Annotated in this window: 14 protein-coding genes; 7 read left to right on the top strand and 7 right to left on the bottom strand. The window is 69.2% G+C overall.

Annotated features, from left to right (window positions below; genetic code table 11):
* The first annotated feature begins 47 nt into the window (after positions 1–47).
* Complete coding sequence (locus WKR98_RS16650; protein ID WP_124689579.1) at positions 48–1,064, top strand: LysR family transcriptional regulator; 1,017 nt, start codon at positions 48–50, stop codon at positions 1,062–1,064.
* A 20-nt stretch (positions 1,065–1,084) separates the two neighbouring features.
* Here WKR98_RS16650 and WKR98_RS16645 read toward each other — a convergent pair whose 3' ends face one another.
* Entirely contained in the window at positions 1,085–2,815 is a 1,731-nt protein-coding gene (locus WKR98_RS16645; RefSeq protein ID WP_341434160.1) for a phosphoethanolamine transferase, read from the bottom strand.
* A 131-nt stretch (positions 2,816–2,946) separates the two neighbouring features.
* On the opposite strand from WKR98_RS16645, the gene WKR98_RS16640 reads away from it, so the two are divergent.
* The 5 genes from WKR98_RS16640 to WKR98_RS16620 are packed head-to-tail and all read left to right on the top strand — an operon-like array spanning position 2,947 to position 7,986.
* On the top strand, positions 2,947–3,417 hold the full coding sequence (locus WKR98_RS16640; RefSeq protein WP_124689581.1) for a MarR family winged helix-turn-helix transcriptional regulator: 471 nt from the start codon (positions 2,947–2,949) through the stop codon (positions 3,415–3,417).
* The gene (locus tag WKR98_RS16635; protein WP_341434159.1) at positions 3,414–5,465 is read left to right on the top strand and encodes an FUSC family protein; all 2,052 of its coding nucleotides are present in this window, start codon (positions 3,414–3,416) and stop codon (positions 5,463–5,465) included. Before WKR98_RS16640 ends, WKR98_RS16635 begins: the two co-directional genes overlap by 4 nt.
* On the top strand, positions 5,455–5,661 hold the full coding sequence (locus WKR98_RS16630; protein ID WP_124689583.1) for a DUF1656 domain-containing protein: 207 nt from the start codon (positions 5,455–5,457) through the stop codon (positions 5,659–5,661). The genes WKR98_RS16635 and WKR98_RS16630 overlap by 11 nt, the downstream gene beginning before the upstream one ends.
* Before the next feature lie 4 nt (positions 5,662–5,665).
* A complete protein-coding gene (locus WKR98_RS16625) occupies positions 5,666–6,568 on the top strand; it encodes an HlyD family secretion protein (protein WP_341434483.1) in 903 nt (300 codons plus the stop codon).
* Positions 6,565–7,986, top strand: coding sequence for an efflux transporter outer membrane subunit (locus WKR98_RS16620; RefSeq protein ID WP_341434158.1), 1,422 nt, complete (start codon positions 6,565–6,567; stop codon positions 7,984–7,986). The genes WKR98_RS16625 and WKR98_RS16620 overlap by 4 nt, the downstream gene beginning before the upstream one ends.
* Before the next feature lie 7 nt (positions 7,987–7,993).
* Here WKR98_RS16620 and WKR98_RS16615 read toward each other — a convergent pair whose 3' ends face one another.
* From WKR98_RS16615 to WKR98_RS16605, 3 genes are all read right to left on the bottom strand, one after another.
* Positions 7,994–9,646 (bottom strand): bifunctional aspartate transaminase/aspartate 4-decarboxylase, encoded by a 1,653-nt coding sequence (locus WKR98_RS16615; protein WP_341434157.1) that lies wholly within the window; start codon positions 9,644–9,646, stop codon positions 7,994–7,996.
* Positions 9,647–9,682: 36 nt separating this feature from the next.
* Positions 9,683–11,374 (bottom strand): aspartate-alanine antiporter, encoded by a 1,692-nt coding sequence (gene aspT, locus WKR98_RS16610; RefSeq protein ID WP_341434156.1) that lies wholly within the window; start codon positions 11,372–11,374, stop codon positions 9,683–9,685.
* Positions 11,375–11,549: 175 nt separating this feature from the next.
* A complete protein-coding gene (locus WKR98_RS16605; RefSeq protein ID WP_341434155.1) occupies positions 11,550–12,173 on the bottom strand; it encodes a DNA-3-methyladenine glycosylase I in 624 nt (207 codons plus the stop codon).
* Positions 12,174–12,257: 84 nt separating this feature from the next.
* Here WKR98_RS16605 and WKR98_RS16600 point away from each other — a divergent pair, with 84 nt between their 5' ends.
* Positions 12,258–12,593, top strand: a complete 336-nt coding sequence (locus WKR98_RS16600) for a thioredoxin family protein (RefSeq protein ID WP_087840277.1) — start codon at positions 12,258–12,260, stop codon at positions 12,591–12,593.
* Positions 12,594–12,604: 11 nt separating this feature from the next.
* Here WKR98_RS16600 and WKR98_RS16595 read toward each other — a convergent pair whose 3' ends face one another.
* The 3 genes from WKR98_RS16595 to WKR98_RS16585 are packed head-to-tail and all read right to left on the bottom strand — an operon-like array spanning position 12,605 to position 15,404.
* Positions 12,605–13,333: an ROK family protein gene (locus tag WKR98_RS16595; protein ID WP_124689588.1), complete on the bottom strand. Its 729-nt coding sequence runs from the start codon at positions 13,331–13,333 to the stop codon at positions 12,605–12,607.
* Positions 13,330–14,658, bottom strand: a complete 1,329-nt coding sequence (locus tag WKR98_RS16590; RefSeq protein ID WP_341434154.1) for a lytic murein transglycosylase — start codon at positions 14,656–14,658, stop codon at positions 13,330–13,332. The genes WKR98_RS16595 and WKR98_RS16590 overlap by 4 nt, the downstream gene beginning before the upstream one ends.
* Complete coding sequence (locus tag WKR98_RS16585) at positions 14,655–15,404, bottom strand: glutamine amidotransferase (RefSeq protein ID WP_238160412.1); 750 nt, start codon at positions 15,402–15,404, stop codon at positions 14,655–14,657. Before WKR98_RS16585 ends, WKR98_RS16590 begins: the two co-directional genes overlap by 4 nt.
* Between the last annotated feature and the right edge of the window lie 6 nt (positions 15,405–15,410).

Raw genomic sequence — 15,410 nt, 5'->3', positions numbered from 1 at the left:
TCATCCAGAACGAACAATCGCCGCCCAACAGGCGGCAGGAGCCTTCCGTGGATAAATTTCAGGCCATGCAGGTGTTCACGCGCGTCGTCGAAGCCAACAGCTTCACCCTGGCGGCCGACAACCTCGGCTTGCCGCGCGCCACCGTCAGCACCACCATCCGCAATCTCGAACGCGCGCTGCAGGTCCGGCTGCTGAACCGGACCACCCGCAAGATCAGCCTGACGCCCGACGGCGCCTCGTACTACGAGCGCTGCATACGGCTGCTGGCCGACCTGGAGGAGGCCGAGACCTCGTTTCGAGACGTCGCGCGCCGGCCGCGCGGCCGGCTGCGCATCGATACGCCGGCCTCGATCGGCCGTTCCATCCTGATTCCGTCGCTGTGCGAATTCCATGAGCGCTACCCGGACATCGAGCTGGTGATAGGCATGAGCGATCGCCCGGTCGACCTGGTCCAGGAAGCCGTGGACTGCGCCATCCGCGTCGGCGAGCTGCAGGACTCCTCCATGGTGGCCCGGCGCATCGGCACCTTCGAGAGCCTGACCTGCGCCGCGCCCTCCTACCTCGAAGCCTATGGCGAGCCGCGCACGCTCCGGGACCTGGAGCGCCACCACGCGGTCCATTATTTCTCCGCCCGCACCGGCCGCACCATCGACTGGGATTTCGTCGTGGACGGCGTATCCACCGAGGTCAAGGTCAAGGGCATCGTTTCGGTCAACGATTCGGACGCCTACGTGGCCTGCGGCCTGCAAGGCTTCGGCCTCATCCAGCCCGCCCGCTACATGGTGCGGCCGCACCTGGAGTCCGGCCTGCTGCGCGAGGTGCTGACCGACTGGAAGCCTTCCCCCATGCCGATCTCGGTGGTCTACCTGCACAACCGGCACCTGTCGCCCAAGGTTCGGGCCTTCGTCGACTGGGTCAGCGAACTGTTCGGCCGGTGCCCGCTGCTGGGCGGCGAGTGCCACACGGACGAGATGCCGCAGGAATGCGAGTTCGCCTGCCAGCCCAGCGGCCATACGGTCCGGTCTGTGATCGAACAGCACAACCTGGCCGAAAGCGTCTTCTAAGGCCCCTTGGCCGGTCGACCCTAGCCCCGGGCGCGGCCCTTGCCCACCCGGGCCTCCAGCGCCGCGCGGCAAGGCGCGAGCAGGTCCAGCTGCTGCTTGTACACGCCCGTGCGTACCTCGAACATGCCCAGGAAGGAATGGAACAGGTTGTCGTGGCTGTAGGGCTCGTCGCGGCGGGCGGCCAGGCAGGCCGTGTCCACGCCCCAGTCGCGCGCCGCGCCGGGCGACATCCACATCACCATGGGCACGTGGGTCTGGGCGCGCGGCGCGATCGCATACGGCGCCGCGTGCAGGTAAAGGCCGTTCTCGCCCAGCGATTCCCCATGGTCGGACACGTAGACCATGGCCGTATCCCGCGTGGCGGCCTGCTTCTGCAACAGGCCAACGACCTGTGCCAGGAAGTAGTCGGTGTAGAGGATGGAGTTGTCATAGGCGTTGACCAGCGTTTCCTTGGGGCAATCGCCCAGCTGGTTGATGCGGCAGACCGGCTTGAAGCGCTCGAACTCCGGCGGGTAGCGCCGGTAGTAGGCCGGCCCGTGGCTGCCCATGGTGTGCAGCACGATGAAGGCGTCGCCCTGGTGGGCGTCCATATAGGCGGACAGGCCCTCCAGCAAGGCCTCGTCGCGGCAGCCCTCGGCATCGCAATGGGGATGGCGGGGCTTGCCCATGACGCTGTCGTTGGGCACGCGCAGGCAGGTGCCCTTGCAGTCGCTGTTGTTCTCGCGCCAGTAGACCGCCACGCCGGCCCGCTGGAGCACGTCCAGCAAGCCCTCGCGCGTCTTGGCCGCGCGGTCCGAATAACCCATCCGGCCCAGGTCCGAGAACATGCAGGGCACCGACACCGCCGTGGAGGTCCCGCATGACGAGACATTGGAGAAATTGAGTACGCCCAGGCGCGACAGCTCCGGCGTCGTATCGCGCGCATAGCCGTTGAGCCCGAAGTGGTCCGCGCGCGCCGTCTCGCCCACCACGAACACCACCAGGGACTTGCGGGGCCGCGCCGAGGCGCCCGCCGAACGGGTAGCGTCCAGGCCGATGGGCGCGACGACCAGGGCGGCTTCCTTGCTCCCCCAGCGCTGGCGCGCGTACTTGCCCAGCGCGTACAGATAGCTCGTGGGATTGATCTTCTGCGTCACCTGCCGGTGCTCGCGGAACAGCGGCGCATACACCGAATAGAAACCGCCCAGCATCGCCAGTCCCGTCACCAGGCAGGCCGCGGCCACCAGCAGGCGGGCCGCCACGCCCCGCGCGCCCGTCGCGTACTCCACGCGCAGGCGCCACAGCCCCGCCACCGGCAGCACGCCCAGCACCAGCAGATAGCCCAGCAGCCCCGGACTCAGCAAGGCGCTGGCCTCGCTCACGTCGGTCTCGGCCAGGTTCTGCACCATCACGTTGTCGATCGCGATGCCGTAGGTGCACATGAAATAAGCCGCCACGGCGGAAACCGGCAACAGCAGCGTCAGCAGCGGCTTGAACACGGCCCTGAACGAGCACAGCGTCAGCAGCGCCCCGAACGCCGACCACATCAGGATGGCGAACGACAGATAGAAGACGGCCGAGCCCGTGCCGTTCCAGGGAACGATGCGCAGGATCTCGCGCCAGACCGCGATGTTGTAGAAAAGCATCAACCCGGCGGCGATGGCGAGCGCCAGCCGCGTGCTGCTTCGAAGTCCCCAGCCGCGATCCCGGCCGGCCAGGAGCAGGCCCCAAATGAACGTCCCCGAGCGACGCTCGTGCAGTACGGAAGACAAACCGGTGCTCCCTTGAAGCAATGCCGGCAAGACTATCGGGGGCGCCATCGAATTAACGTCGAAAGCTTGTCGAATTTTTGTCGAATCGACAAATTGTTCACATACAAATAGTTTGCATGCTAATATTTTGCATGGACAAAATTGACAAACAGCTCGCCACCCTGACCATGGCCCTGGGTCGCACGGCTCGGGCCTACAAATCCGCGGCCGACACCTTGACCGCGGATTTCGGCCTGTCCCAGGCCACCGCCTGGCCGGTGGTAATGATCGGCCGCCTGGGCGACGGCGCCCGCCCCGGCGCCGTCGCCGACGCGCTGGGCATCGAGCCCTCGTCGGTGGTGCGCGTCATCGACCGCGTGGTCGAGCTGGGCCTGGTCGAGCGCCGCGAAGACGCCTCCGACCGCCGCGCCAAGTCTCTGTATCTCACGGCCGCCGGCCGGCAGTGCGCCGACCGGGTCGAAGCCGCCCTCATCCCCTTCCGCCGCGCCCTGTTCGCCGGCAGGAGCAAGGACGACATCGAAGCCTGCCTGCGCACGCTGGAAGGCTTGCAGACCGCGATCGAACAACTCGCCCAGGAAGCCGGTCCCGCGTCGTCCTCATGAAGCTCCCCACCCTTTCCGAAACGCTGTTCTCGCTCAAGAGCTACGCCGCCGCGGTCCTCGCCTTGTATCTCGCGATGCGCATGGGCCTGCCGCGTCCGTTCTGGGCCATGACCACCGCCTACGTGGTCAGCAGCCCGCTGGCCGGCGCGGTGCGCTCCAAGACGGTCTACCGTGTCACCGGCACCACGCTGGGGTCGGCCATGGCCCTGGCCGCCGTGCCGCTCCTGGCCAACGCGCCGGAACTGCTGTCGCTCGCATTCGCGCTGTGGGTGGGGTTGTGCCTGTACATCTCGCTGCTCGATCGCACGCCCAGGTCCTATCTTTTCATGCTGGCGGGCTACACCGCCGCGCTGATCGGCTTTCCCGCCGTCACGCAGCCCGAACAGATCTTCGACATCTCGCTGGCCCGCGTCGAGGAGATCCTGCTGGGCATCACCTGCGCCACGCTCATCCACAGCCTGGTCATGCCGCAGGGCATCGGTCCCGTCCTCGTCTCCCGCGTGCAGCGCGCCTACGACGACGCCCAGCGCTGGATCGCCGACACGCTGGGCGGCAAGTCAGACGCCGGCCAGCTGGACCGCCGCAAGCTGGCCGCCGACGTCACCGACCTGCGGCTGATGGCGACCCACCTGCCCTTCGACACCTCGCACCTGCGCTGGACCTCGAATGCCATCCACGCCGTGCAGGACCGCATCTCGCTGATGATGCCGCTGATGTCCGCCATCGAAGACCGCCTGGCCGTGCTGCGCGAGATGCCCGCCGGCCTGGCGCGCCGCTGGGAAACGGTGATGCGGGACGTGGCCGCGTGGACCGGGGATCCCCAGCCCCGGGACCCGGCGCGGCTGGCCGGACTGGTGCGGGCCATCGACGCGAACCACCCCGCGGTCTCGCCGGACATGGGCTGGCGCGACATGGTCGAACTCAGCCTGGGCTCGCGCCTGAAGGCCCTGATCCATGCCTACGCCGATTCCAGCGCGCTGCGCACCCATATCGAGGCGGGCCTGCACGACGCGCGTTCCGAATCCATCCGCGAACAGCCCAGCTCGCCGCGCGTGCTGCATACCGACCGCGGACTGGCCCTGCTGTCGGCCTTCGCGGCCACCGTGGCCATCCTGGCCTGCTGCCTGTTCTGGATCGCCACCGCCTGGCAGGCGGGATCGGGCGCGGCGCTGATGGCCGCCATCTTCTGCTGCCTGTTCGCCACCCTGGACAACCCGGTGCCGGCGATACGGGTGTTCCTGAAGTTCACGCTGCTGTCCATCCCGTGCTCGGCCTTCTACCTGCTGGTCGTGCTGCCGGCCGTGCACAGCTTCGAGATGCTGGTGCTGACCACCGCGCCGCTGTTCCTCCTGCTGGGCGTCCTGATCGCGCGTCCCCCCACCACCGGCCGCGCGATGGCCTTCCTGTTCGGCGTCGCGTCGGCGCTGGCCATGCACGACACCCAGACCGCCGATCTCGTTTCCTTCGCCAACAGCATGCTGGCACAGGTGGCGGGCATCGTGGCCGCCGCCGTCTGCACGCGGCTGTTCCGCACCATCAGCGTCGACCACAGCGCGCTCAGGCTGCTGCGCGCGAACTGGCGGGAACTGGCCGAACTGGGCCGCGCCGACTCGGCCCGCAACATCGTTGTGACCGAGATCTCGGCCCGCATGCTGGACCGCCTGGCGCTGCTTGCGCCCCGCATGGCGGCCGCCCGCGCCAATGCCGACCTGCAAGGCGCCGACGTGCTGGCGGACTTGCGCGTGGGCCTGAACATGACGCAGTTGCTGCGCCTGCAGCCCGAACTGGACCGCGAACAGGTCCGCGTGCGGCCGCTGCTGACCGCGCTGTCCTCGTTCTTCGCCGGCCGGCGCCTGCCCACCCAGCGCCCCGCCCCCGATTTGCTCGCGCGGATCGACGCCCTGCTGCGCGCCGTGTGCGCGTTGCCGGCTTCAACCGCGCAGCGCGACGCCGTGGCCGCGCTGTGCGGCATCCGCCGCGACCTGCATCCCGATGCCGACGATTACCAGCCGGCGTCCCTGTTACCGGAGCCCCGCCATGTTCGCTGAAGTCAATGTCTATGGCCTGTACGTGCCCGCCCTGCTGCTGCTGACTTTCGCGGCCATCGTCGTGGCACGGCTGCTCGGACACGGGCTGGCCCGCCTCGGGTTCTACCGCCTGGTCTGGCACCCCCCGCTGTTCGACGCCTGCCTGTTCGTCATCGTGCTGGCCTGCCTGTCGCTCCTGTTCACCCGCGAGTTCTAACGTGATACCCAAGCTTTCATTGCCGGCGCTGGGCCGGTTCGCATTGACCCTGCTGGTCCTGGCCATCGCCATCGCCGCCGGCTGGACCCTGTGGCAGCGCTACGAGGTGCGCCCCTGGACGCGCGACGGCCGCGTGAAGGCCTACGTGGTGCAGGTCGCGCCCGACGTCACCGGCCCCGTCACCCAGGTGATGGTGCGCGACAACCAGGCCGTCCGCGCCGGACAGATCCTGTTCGAGATCGACAAGGCCCGCTACGAGCTGGCCGTGCGCCAGGCCGAAGCCGCCGTGCAGTCGCAGCGCGCGGCACTGGCCCAGGCCACGCGCGAAGTCCGCCGCAACGGCGAACTGGGCGAGCTGGTGGCCCAGGAAAGCCGCGAACAGGCCCAGGCGCACGCCGAGCAACTGCGCGCCGCGCTGACCCAGGCGCAGGCCAACCTGGACCTGACCCGGCTGAACCTGGCCCGCAGCACGGTGGTCTCGCCCGTGAACGGCTACGTGACCAACCTGGACCTGCAAGGCGGCGCCTACGTCACCGCCGGCCGTGCCGTCATGGCGCTGATCGATCGCGACTCGTTCTACGTCGAAGGCTATTTCGAGGAAAACAAGCTGCCGCGCATCCACGTCGGCGACCCGGCGTCGGTGCTGCTGATGGGCGCGGGTGAAGCGCTGGAAGGCCACGTCGAGAGCTTCTCCGAAGGCATCGCCGACCGCGATCGCAGCACCGCCGCCAACCTGCTGCCCAACGTCAACCCGACCTTCAACTGGGTGCGGCTGGCCCAGCGCATTCCGGTGCGCGTGGCCATCGACCGCGTTCCGGATTCGGTCAGGCTGGTGGCGGGCCAGACGGCCACGGTGGAAGTGCGCGAGCCGGCCGCGCCCCGCCGCTCCGCAGGAGCGGCCTCATGAAGATCCATGCCTTGCGCTGCCTGGCCGCCGCGCTGCTGGGGGCGATGGCCGCCTGCTCGACCGTCGGCCCCGACTACCAGGTTCCCGGCCAGGCCGCGGTCAGGCTCGATGCCGCCAACGGTCCGCTGGCTGGCCTCGCGGCCTCGTCCGCCCGGTCGGCGCCATTGCCTGCCCACTGGTGGCGCTTGTACGACGACCCGGTGCTGGACGATCTGGTCGGGCAGGCCTTCGCCGCCAACACCGACCTGCGCGTGGCCGCCGCCAACCTGCAACGCGCCGCCGCCATCGTCGATGAAGCCGGTGCCGGCCGTCGTCCGAACGTCTCGGTCAGCGGGGCCCCGGCCTATGGACGCGCCTCCGGCGCGGCCAAGGGCGTGCCCTATCCGCTGCCCGACATCGGCACCTACGACACGGGCGCCGCCGTGTCCTATCAGGTCGACCTGTTCGGCAAGCTCTCGCGCGGCATGGAGGCCGCCCATGCCGACGCCGATGCCGCCCAGGCCGCCTACGACCTGGCTCGCGTCAACGTCGCCGCAGGCACGGTGCGTGCCTATGCCGACACCTGCGCCGCCGGGCAGCAACTGGACGTGGCCCGCCATTCCATCGTGCTGCAGGAACAGTTCGCCGATCTCACCCGCAAGCGCGCCGGCATGGGCCGGGGGACCTCGCTGGACGTCAGTCGCGCCCAGGGCCAGCTCGAACAGTTGCGGGCGGCCGTGCCGCCGCTGGAAGCGCAACGCGCCACCGCGCTCTACCGGCTGGCCGTCCTGGTGGGCAAGGTGCCGGGTTCGATGCCCGCTTCCCTGGCCACGTGTCACGCGCCGCCCACCCTGCGCGATCCCGTCCCCGTGGGCGATGGCGCGGCGCTGCTGCGCCGGCGGCCCGACATCCGCCAGGCCGAGCGTTCGCTGGCCGCCGCCACCGCCCGCATAGGCGTGGCCACGGCCGAGCTGTATCCCAGCATCTCGCTGGGCCTGTCGGCCGGCAGCACCGGCACGCTCTCGCGCTTGGGCGCCGACAACAGCTTCCGCTGGAGCCTGGGGCCGCTCATCTCCTGGAGCCTGCCCAACACCGGCCTGGCGCGCAGCCATATCGAACAAGCCGAGGCAGGCAGCGCGGCGGCGCTGGCCCGCTTCGACGCCGCGGTGCTGAACGCGCTGCGCGAGACCTCCAGCGCGCTGACCGTCTATGCCCGGGACCTGGACCGGACCGACGCGCTGCGCGCCGCCCGCGACCGCAACCGCGAGGCCGCCGAACAGGCGCGCACGCTGTACCGCCTGGGGCGTACCGATTTCCTGACGGCGCTGGACGCCGACCGCACCCTGGCCGGTTCGGAAAGCGCGCTGACCGCCGCGCAAGGACAACTGGCCGCCGACCAGGCGGCGCTGTTCCTGGCGCTGGGCGGCGGCTGGGAATAACGGCCAGCTACTTCTTGCCGCTCTTCTTCGCCTTGCCCTTGCCCGCGCCGCGCTTGGCGGCGGGTCCGGGCCGGCCCTTGCGGTAGTCCTCGTAGAACTGTTCGGCCATCTGCCGCAAGGCCTGGCCGATCGCGGCGTATTCGTATTCGTTCAGATTGGCCAGCGATACGCGTCCGGCGGGCCGCAGCGTGCCGAAGCCGCTGCCCGGCAGCATCACGATACCGGTCTCGTCCGCGATGCGGAACAAGAGATCGGTGGGCGCCACGTTCTTCTGTATCCAGGCGGCGAAATCCGGGCCGTGCAGGTCCTTCGCGATCGCGCCCAGGTCGAGCAGCGTGTAGTAGTCGACCGCGTTCTCGTCGTGATGCCGGGCGATGCCCAGCTCGCGGTACAGCGCCGCCTGCCGCCGGCGTATCAGCTTCTTGAGTTCGGCCTTGTAGCCGTCCTGCTCGTCCATCAGCGCGAACAGCGAGAACAAGGCCATCTGCACCTGCTGCGGCGTGGACAGCCCGGCCGTGTGGTTCAACGCCACGGACCGGCTGTCGGCCACCAGCCGGTCGATGAACTTCAACCCTGGCACGTCCGGCGTGAGCGAGGCATAGCGTTCGTTCAAGGCCTTCTTCGTCGAAGCCGGCAGCCCGCGCAGGAGCTCGTCCATGACGTTGTCCTGGTGCACGGCGATGGCTCCCAGCCGCCAGCCCGTCGCGCCGAAGTATTTCGAATACGAATAGACCAGGATGGTGTTGCGCGGGCACGTGGCGAACAGCGACTGGAAGCCGTCGGCGAACGTCCCGTAGACGTCGTCGGTCAGCACGATCAGGTCGCGCCGCCGGCTCTCGATGATGCCGCGTATGCGCTCCAGCCCATGGCCGTTGATCTTGCAGGACGGCGGATTGCTGGGATTGATGCAGAAGAAGACCTTCACCGCCGGATCGAGCAGCTTGTCGATCTCGGCGTCGGGATACTGCCAGCCCTGGTCGGGGTCGGCGTTGATGTAGACCGGCTCCAGCCGGTAGTCGTTCAGGCGCGGGATCTCCATGTAGGGCGTGAAGGCCGGCATGCCGATCGCCACCTTGTCCCCCGCCTTGATCAGCCCGTTCTCCTTCATCGTGTCGAAGACGTAGGTCATCGCGGCGGTGCCGCCCTCGGTGGCGAAGACATCGATGTTCTGGTTGCTCAGCAAGCCGCCTACCATCTCCTTGACCAGATAGGTCCGGACGATTTCCTCGGTGATCCGCAGCATGCGCGGCGGCACCGGGTAGTTGTCGCCCAGCACGCCCTCGACCATCTCGTGCAGGAACCCGGAGGCGGACAGCCCCATCTGGTCGCGCACGTAGCTCAGCGCGCGCCCCAGGAACACCACGCCCTCCTGGTCGCGGTTCTCGGCGATGTAGGCGTTGAAACGGTTCTCGATGCCCTCGATCCGTGGCAGGCCGCCTATGCCGTGCGGCATGTACGAGAAGGACAATTCCGACTCCAGCGCCGCGAACAGCCCCAGCCGGAAGAACGCGCGCCGCGGCACGATGGCCAGGAAGTTGGGATTGCCCCGCCCCGCGTTGAGCATGAGCCGGTTCTGCTGGCTGGAGGCCAGTTCGATGAGCGCGTCCTTCAGTTCGAAAGGACTCAGTTTCGCGTACCGGCTGTAATCCGCTGTCGACATGATGGCCTCCGTGCGTGGATGGCTTGCGATGGGACCCTAGGCGAAGGCGACGACCAGTGGACCGAGCAGGGTCAGGAAGACGTTTGCCAGGGCATAGGTCACGGCGAAAGGCACCGTGGGTACCGAGTTGCCGGCCTTGTCCAGCACCTCGCCGAAGGCCGGATTGGCGCTGCGCGATCCGGACAGCGCGCCGGCGAACACCGCCGTGTTGTCGTAGCGCAGCACATAGCGGCCGAACACCATGGTGATGAGCAGCGGCACGATGGTGACCGCCACGCCGATCAGGAAGATGGACAGGCCGCTGGTGCGTATGGTGTCGACCGCCTGCAGTCCGGATTGCAGCCCGACCACGGCGACGAACCCCGCCAGGCCCAGGTCCCGCAGCAGCGTCGAGGCGCCGGAGGGCATGTTGCCCAGGCTCATCCGCCGCGTGCGGTACCAGCCGAACAGCAGTCCGGACAGAAGCGCCCCGCCGCCGCTGCCCAGCGTGAGCGGAATCGATCCGATGCGCAGCACCGCCAGCCCGATGATCAGTCCCACCGCCAGGCCCAGGCCGTGATAGATCCAGTCGGTCTTGTCGCTGGGCACGATCACGGTGCCCACGCTGTGCGCCGCGCGCTGGATGTCGTTGCCGGTGCCGAACAGCACCGCCACGTCGCCGGCCCGGATCACCGTGCCCGGCTCCATCGGCAGCGGCCGGCCGTCGCGCTTCAGGCCCAGCACCACGATGCCGTGGCGGATGTCGGCGGCGATGCCCGTCCGTATCTGCGCGACGGTCTTGCCCAGGTAGCCGGCACCGGTGATCAGCACGTCGCGCGTGACCATGACCATGTCCATGCCGCTGGACGACAACACCTCGTCCCCCAGCGCCTGGCGCGCCGCCATCACGGCCGCCCGCCTGCCGGCCAGCAGCACGATGTCGGTGGCGTGCAGCTTCAGGTCGGCCTGCGCGGGAATGATCTGGCCGTCGCGCTTGATGCGCTCGACCGTCACCGCCATGCCGTCGGGCGCCAGCGCCTCGATCTCGGCCACGGTGCTGCCTGCCCCCGGGCCGGCGCGATAAAGCCGCCCCACCACCTCGGGCGCCGCGAGCTGCTCGCCCGCGCCGGGCACGATCATGCCGGCGCTCATGGCGGTCTCGGCCTTCACCGCGTCCTCGCGGATGTCGCGGCCCATGAACTTCGGCAGCACGTTGACGCAGATGATGATGGCGCCGAACGAACCGAAGATGTAGGTCACGGCGTAGCCGATGGCCACGTTGGCCTGCAGGCGCTGGAGTTCGTCGGGCGGCAGGCCCAGCTTGGCCAGCGCCGAGCCGGCGGTGCCGATAATGGCCGACTGCGTCAGCCCCCCCGCCGCCACGCCGGCGGCCAGGCCCTTGTCCAGGCCGAACAGGCGCGCCAGCACCACCACGGTCACGAGGCCCGTGACGGCCAGCACCGCCGCCATGGCGATTTCCTTCAGGGATTGGCGTCCAAGGGACTTGAAGAACTGGGGGCCGCTCTCGAAACCGACCGCATAGATGAACAGCGCGAAGAGCACCGCCTTGACGCCGTTGTCGATGGAGACGCCGAGCTGGCTGAACAGCACGGCCACCAGCAGCGACCCGGCCACGCCCCCGAGCTGGAACCTGCCGAACTGGAATCTGCCTATCCAGAAACCGATCGCCAGCGAAAGAAACAGCAGGATCTCCGGCGACTGCCTGATGGCCTCGAGTACCCACGTCATGACCTGCCCCCGTACGAATGCTTCGGTCCGTTACCCGCGGCATTCGTGACACCGGGGATCGGACAGGGAAACCAACCGGTAACGCGACAAGGCACTGCATCCAGCCCGGATACTCTATCCGAAGTCATCACAACGTGCTACCTGTGCACGCTGCTTCATAGGAGGCGGGGCTTACTCAGGCCCGCTTGCGCCGGCCCGCGGCACCCGGCCGCGAAAAGGCGGCGCGCAGGGCGTCGACCGTCTTCCGGCAGGCGCAATCCGGCCCGTGGTCGTTGACCATGCCCACGGCCTGCATCAGCGAATACATCGTGGTCGGGCCCACGAAGCGCCAGCCGCGCCGCTTGAGTTCCTTGGACAGGGCCCTGGATTCCGGCGACTCGGCGCGCGGCGGTCCCTCGTAGGCACCGGCGGGTTCGTAGCGCCACAGGAAGGCCGCGAGCGAGCCTTCCTCGGCGCGCAGCTCGCGCGCCCGGGATGCGTTGTTGATCACCGCCTCGATCTTGCCCCGGTGCCGCACGATGCCCGTGTCGGCCAGCAGGCGTTCGATGTCGCGGGCGCCGAAAGCGGCCACCTCGTCGATCTCGAAACCGGCGAAGGCCCGCCGGAAAGCCGGCCGCTTGCGCAGGATGGTGAGCCAGCTCAGGCCGGCCTGGAACCCCTCCAGGCTGATGCGCTCGAACAGCGCCGCCTCGCCGTCCAGGGGGCGCCCCCACTCCTCGTCGTGATAGGAGACATACAGGGCATCATTGCCGGCCCACGCGCAGCGGCGCGGCGGTTCATCATGGTCGTTGGCTTGCATGGACACGGGCCCGAAAAGAGAAATCCGATATATTCTCGCGCATGAACATAGCGCGGCGCCCACCGGCCGCCGCTTTTTTTCGCCATGGAACAGATCGACATCGACGACGGCACGGCCGACCGCTTCCTGCTGGACGCACCCGGCACCTCGCTGCTGGTCTTCACCAGCGACACCTGCCCCAATTGCCGGCTGGCGCGCGCCCAGCTTCCCGACATGAGCCTGCCGGTGGCCCGCATCTGCTGGATCGACGCGGGCCGCAACCGGGGGCTGGTCGAACGCTACGAGGTGTTCCACCTGCCCTCGATGTTCGTGGTCAAGAACGGGGTCTACTACGGCGCGGTGCAGGCGACCCTGGCCGATTGGGACATCCGCCGCCAGGTCTCGCTGGCGCTGGACAGCTACCCGGCCGAACTGCCCTAGCCCGGCGCCTCTCAGGCGTGGGCCGGGTCCCAGCTTCTCCACAGCGCCGCCCCGCCGGTCAGCCCGGCATCGTTCGAGCCCACACGGACATGGGGCGGCAGGCAGGCCGCATCCACTTCGCGCGCATTGCCTCCACCCAGGTGGATGCGATCCGGCTTGAGCAGGATGTCGACCAGCGCCAGCGCGCGCGCCAGGCGCCGGTTCCAGCGCTCCTTGCCCTCGGCCCGCAGCGCCGCGTCGCCCAGGCATTCCTCGTAGGTCTTGCCGTCCTCCATGGGATGGTGCGCAAGCTCCAGGTGCGGCATCAACCCGCCGTCGCGGAACAGCGCCGTGCCCACGCCGGTGCCCAGCGTCATGACGAACTCCAGGCCGTCGCCCTGCTCGAGGCCGTAGCCCTGCATGTCGGCATCGTTCACCATCCGCGCCGGACGGCCCAGCCGGTCGCCCAGTACCTGCGCCAACGGAAAGCCCACCCAGGCCGGCGAATCGAGATTGACGGCGGTCAGCACGCGCTGCCGCCTGACGACTCCGGGGAAACCGATGGAGATCCGGTCGTAGCCGCCTAGCGGAGCAGCCAGCCGCGCCACCTCGTCCACCAGCCGGTCCGGCGGACACGGCCGGGGCGTGGGCACCCGCAGGTGCTGGCCCAGCAGCCGGCCCGCATCGTCGATGACGGCGGCTTTCAGCCCCGTACCGCCGATGTCGACGGCCAGGATGCCCGGCGCGGGCGCGGCTTTCATGCACCGCCCCGCTGCTCCGGCGGCGGCCCGGTACGCGGCAACGGATCCCGCCGCAGCGTCTGCAGGATGCGCTGGCCCACCCGGCCGTCGACGGTCAGGCCCGCCCGCAACTGCTCGGCGGCCACGGCGTCGCGCGTGCGGCTGCCCGGGATGCCGTCCGGCGTGCCGATGTCGTGGCCCCTTGCCAGCAGCAAGGCCTGCAATTCGCGGATCTCGGCGCGCGACAGGCCCGGGTCGTCGGTCGGCCAGGGCGTGGCGATGGGCGGCTCGCCGCGCAGCCGGTCGATCAGCAGACTGACCGCCAGCGCGTATTTGTGCGAACCGTTGTAGCTCAGGATGGCGTCGAAGTTGCGCGTGGCCAGGAAGACCGGACCGCCCGCGCCGGTCGGCGCGAACAGATAGGCCGGCGACTGCGGGGCCGGCTCGCCGCCGCGCAGTTGGTCCGGCCGGCCGCCGTCCACGCGGGTCACGCCGCGGGCCGTCCATTCGGCCAGCGTGCGGCGCTCCGAGCCCGCGAACTCCTGGTCGGCGGGCACGCCCGCCGCCACGCCCGCGGGCAGCTTGACCTCGATGACCGGCAGCAGGCCCCGCGTCCATTGCGCGCGCCGCTTGCGCAAATGGCTGGCCGTGGACGCCAGCGCGTCGGGCAGCGATCCATACAGGTCTATCCTGCCGTCCCCATCGCCGTCGGCCGCGAGTTCATAGTACGAAGTCGGAATGAACTGGGTCATGCCGAAGGCGCCGCTCCACGATCCCACGAAGCTGTCCGGCTGCACGAGCCCGTCGCGCAGCAACCGTATCGAGGCATAGACGTTCTTGGTCCACAGCGGCTTGTTCTCGGTGCACGCGCGGGTCAGCCACGCATCCAGCACCCGGGTCTTGCCCAGCACCCGGCCGAAGTTGGTCTCGATGCCGAAGATGGCCACCATCACCTCCCCGTCCACCTCGTAGCGCGCGGCAATCTGCGACAGCGGCGCGGCTTCGGCCTCCATCAGCTTGCGCCCATCGGCCACCCGTTCCTCGTCCACGGTCTTGGCCAGATAGTCCCACCAGGTTTCCTTGCCCTCGGGCTGGGCGCGGGCCGAGGCTACCGTGGAAGCCAGCAGCGTCGCGCCCTGCGTGTAGGTATCGAAATCGGCCACCTGGATGCCGTTGGCGGGAGCCGCCGGCCGCAGCCTGGCCAGGCAGGCGCCGGTGTCGAGTTGGGCATGGGCCTGGGCGGCGGCCAGCATCGCCAGGCTTGCGGCCAGCAGCCTGGTCCGGGAAAGAACCTGCGTGGAAATGGCGGTCTCCTTGGTCGAATCGCGGATAGGGATAGCGGTCATCCGGCATCCGCGGATGCCGGGGCCAGGCGCTCGAAGAAACGCCGCATGATGGCATGGGACACGGGCGTCTCGGCCACGCCCGCGCGCAGCGCCGGCACGTCCAGTCCTTCGTCGGCCAGCCCGGCCTGCATCACGTCGAAATACGCCCGCATGACGGGCACGGTGAATTCGGGGTGGAACTGCACCGAGACCGCGTTCGGGCCATAGCGCAGCATCTGGTGGCTGTCCTTGCCGTTGCGGGCCAGTACGGCCGCGCCGGCGGGCGGCTCGGCCACGGTCTGTTCGTGGATGAAGTGGGCGGCGAAGAGGGACGGCATGCCGTCCAGCAGCGCGTCGCCAGCGGCCTCGGCCGTCAGCTCGACCTGCTGGGTGCCGATCTCCCGGCCTCCGTCCAGGTAGTCCACCCGTCCGCCCAGCGCATGGCTCATCAACTGGTGGCCATAGCAGATGCCGAACACGGGCAGCGACACGTCCATGGCATCGCGCACCCAGCCCGCACAGGCCTCGCTCCACGGCGCATGGTCGGTCACGTTGGCGCGCGAGCCGGTGATCAGCGCCGCGGCGTAGCGTGACGGCGCCTCCGGCGTCTCGCCCTTGTAGGCGGCCACGCGGGCCAGGCGCGCGGGGTTCAGGCCGGCCACCTCGCCCACCATGCGATCGAAGCCGCCGTAGGCCGCGCCGACCGCCTGCGGCGGACCGCCGGTCTGAAGGATGAGGATGGGAAGCATCTGGGGCACCTCTGCCATGGACAT

The sequence above is a fragment of the Pigmentiphaga sp. YJ18 genome, from assembly GCF_038066655.1.
Classification (GTDB): domain Bacteria; phylum Pseudomonadota; class Gammaproteobacteria; order Burkholderiales; family Burkholderiaceae_B; genus Pigmentiphaga.
Note: the sequence above shows the minus strand (reverse complement) of the source record. Positions and strands in the feature narration are given on the sequence as shown.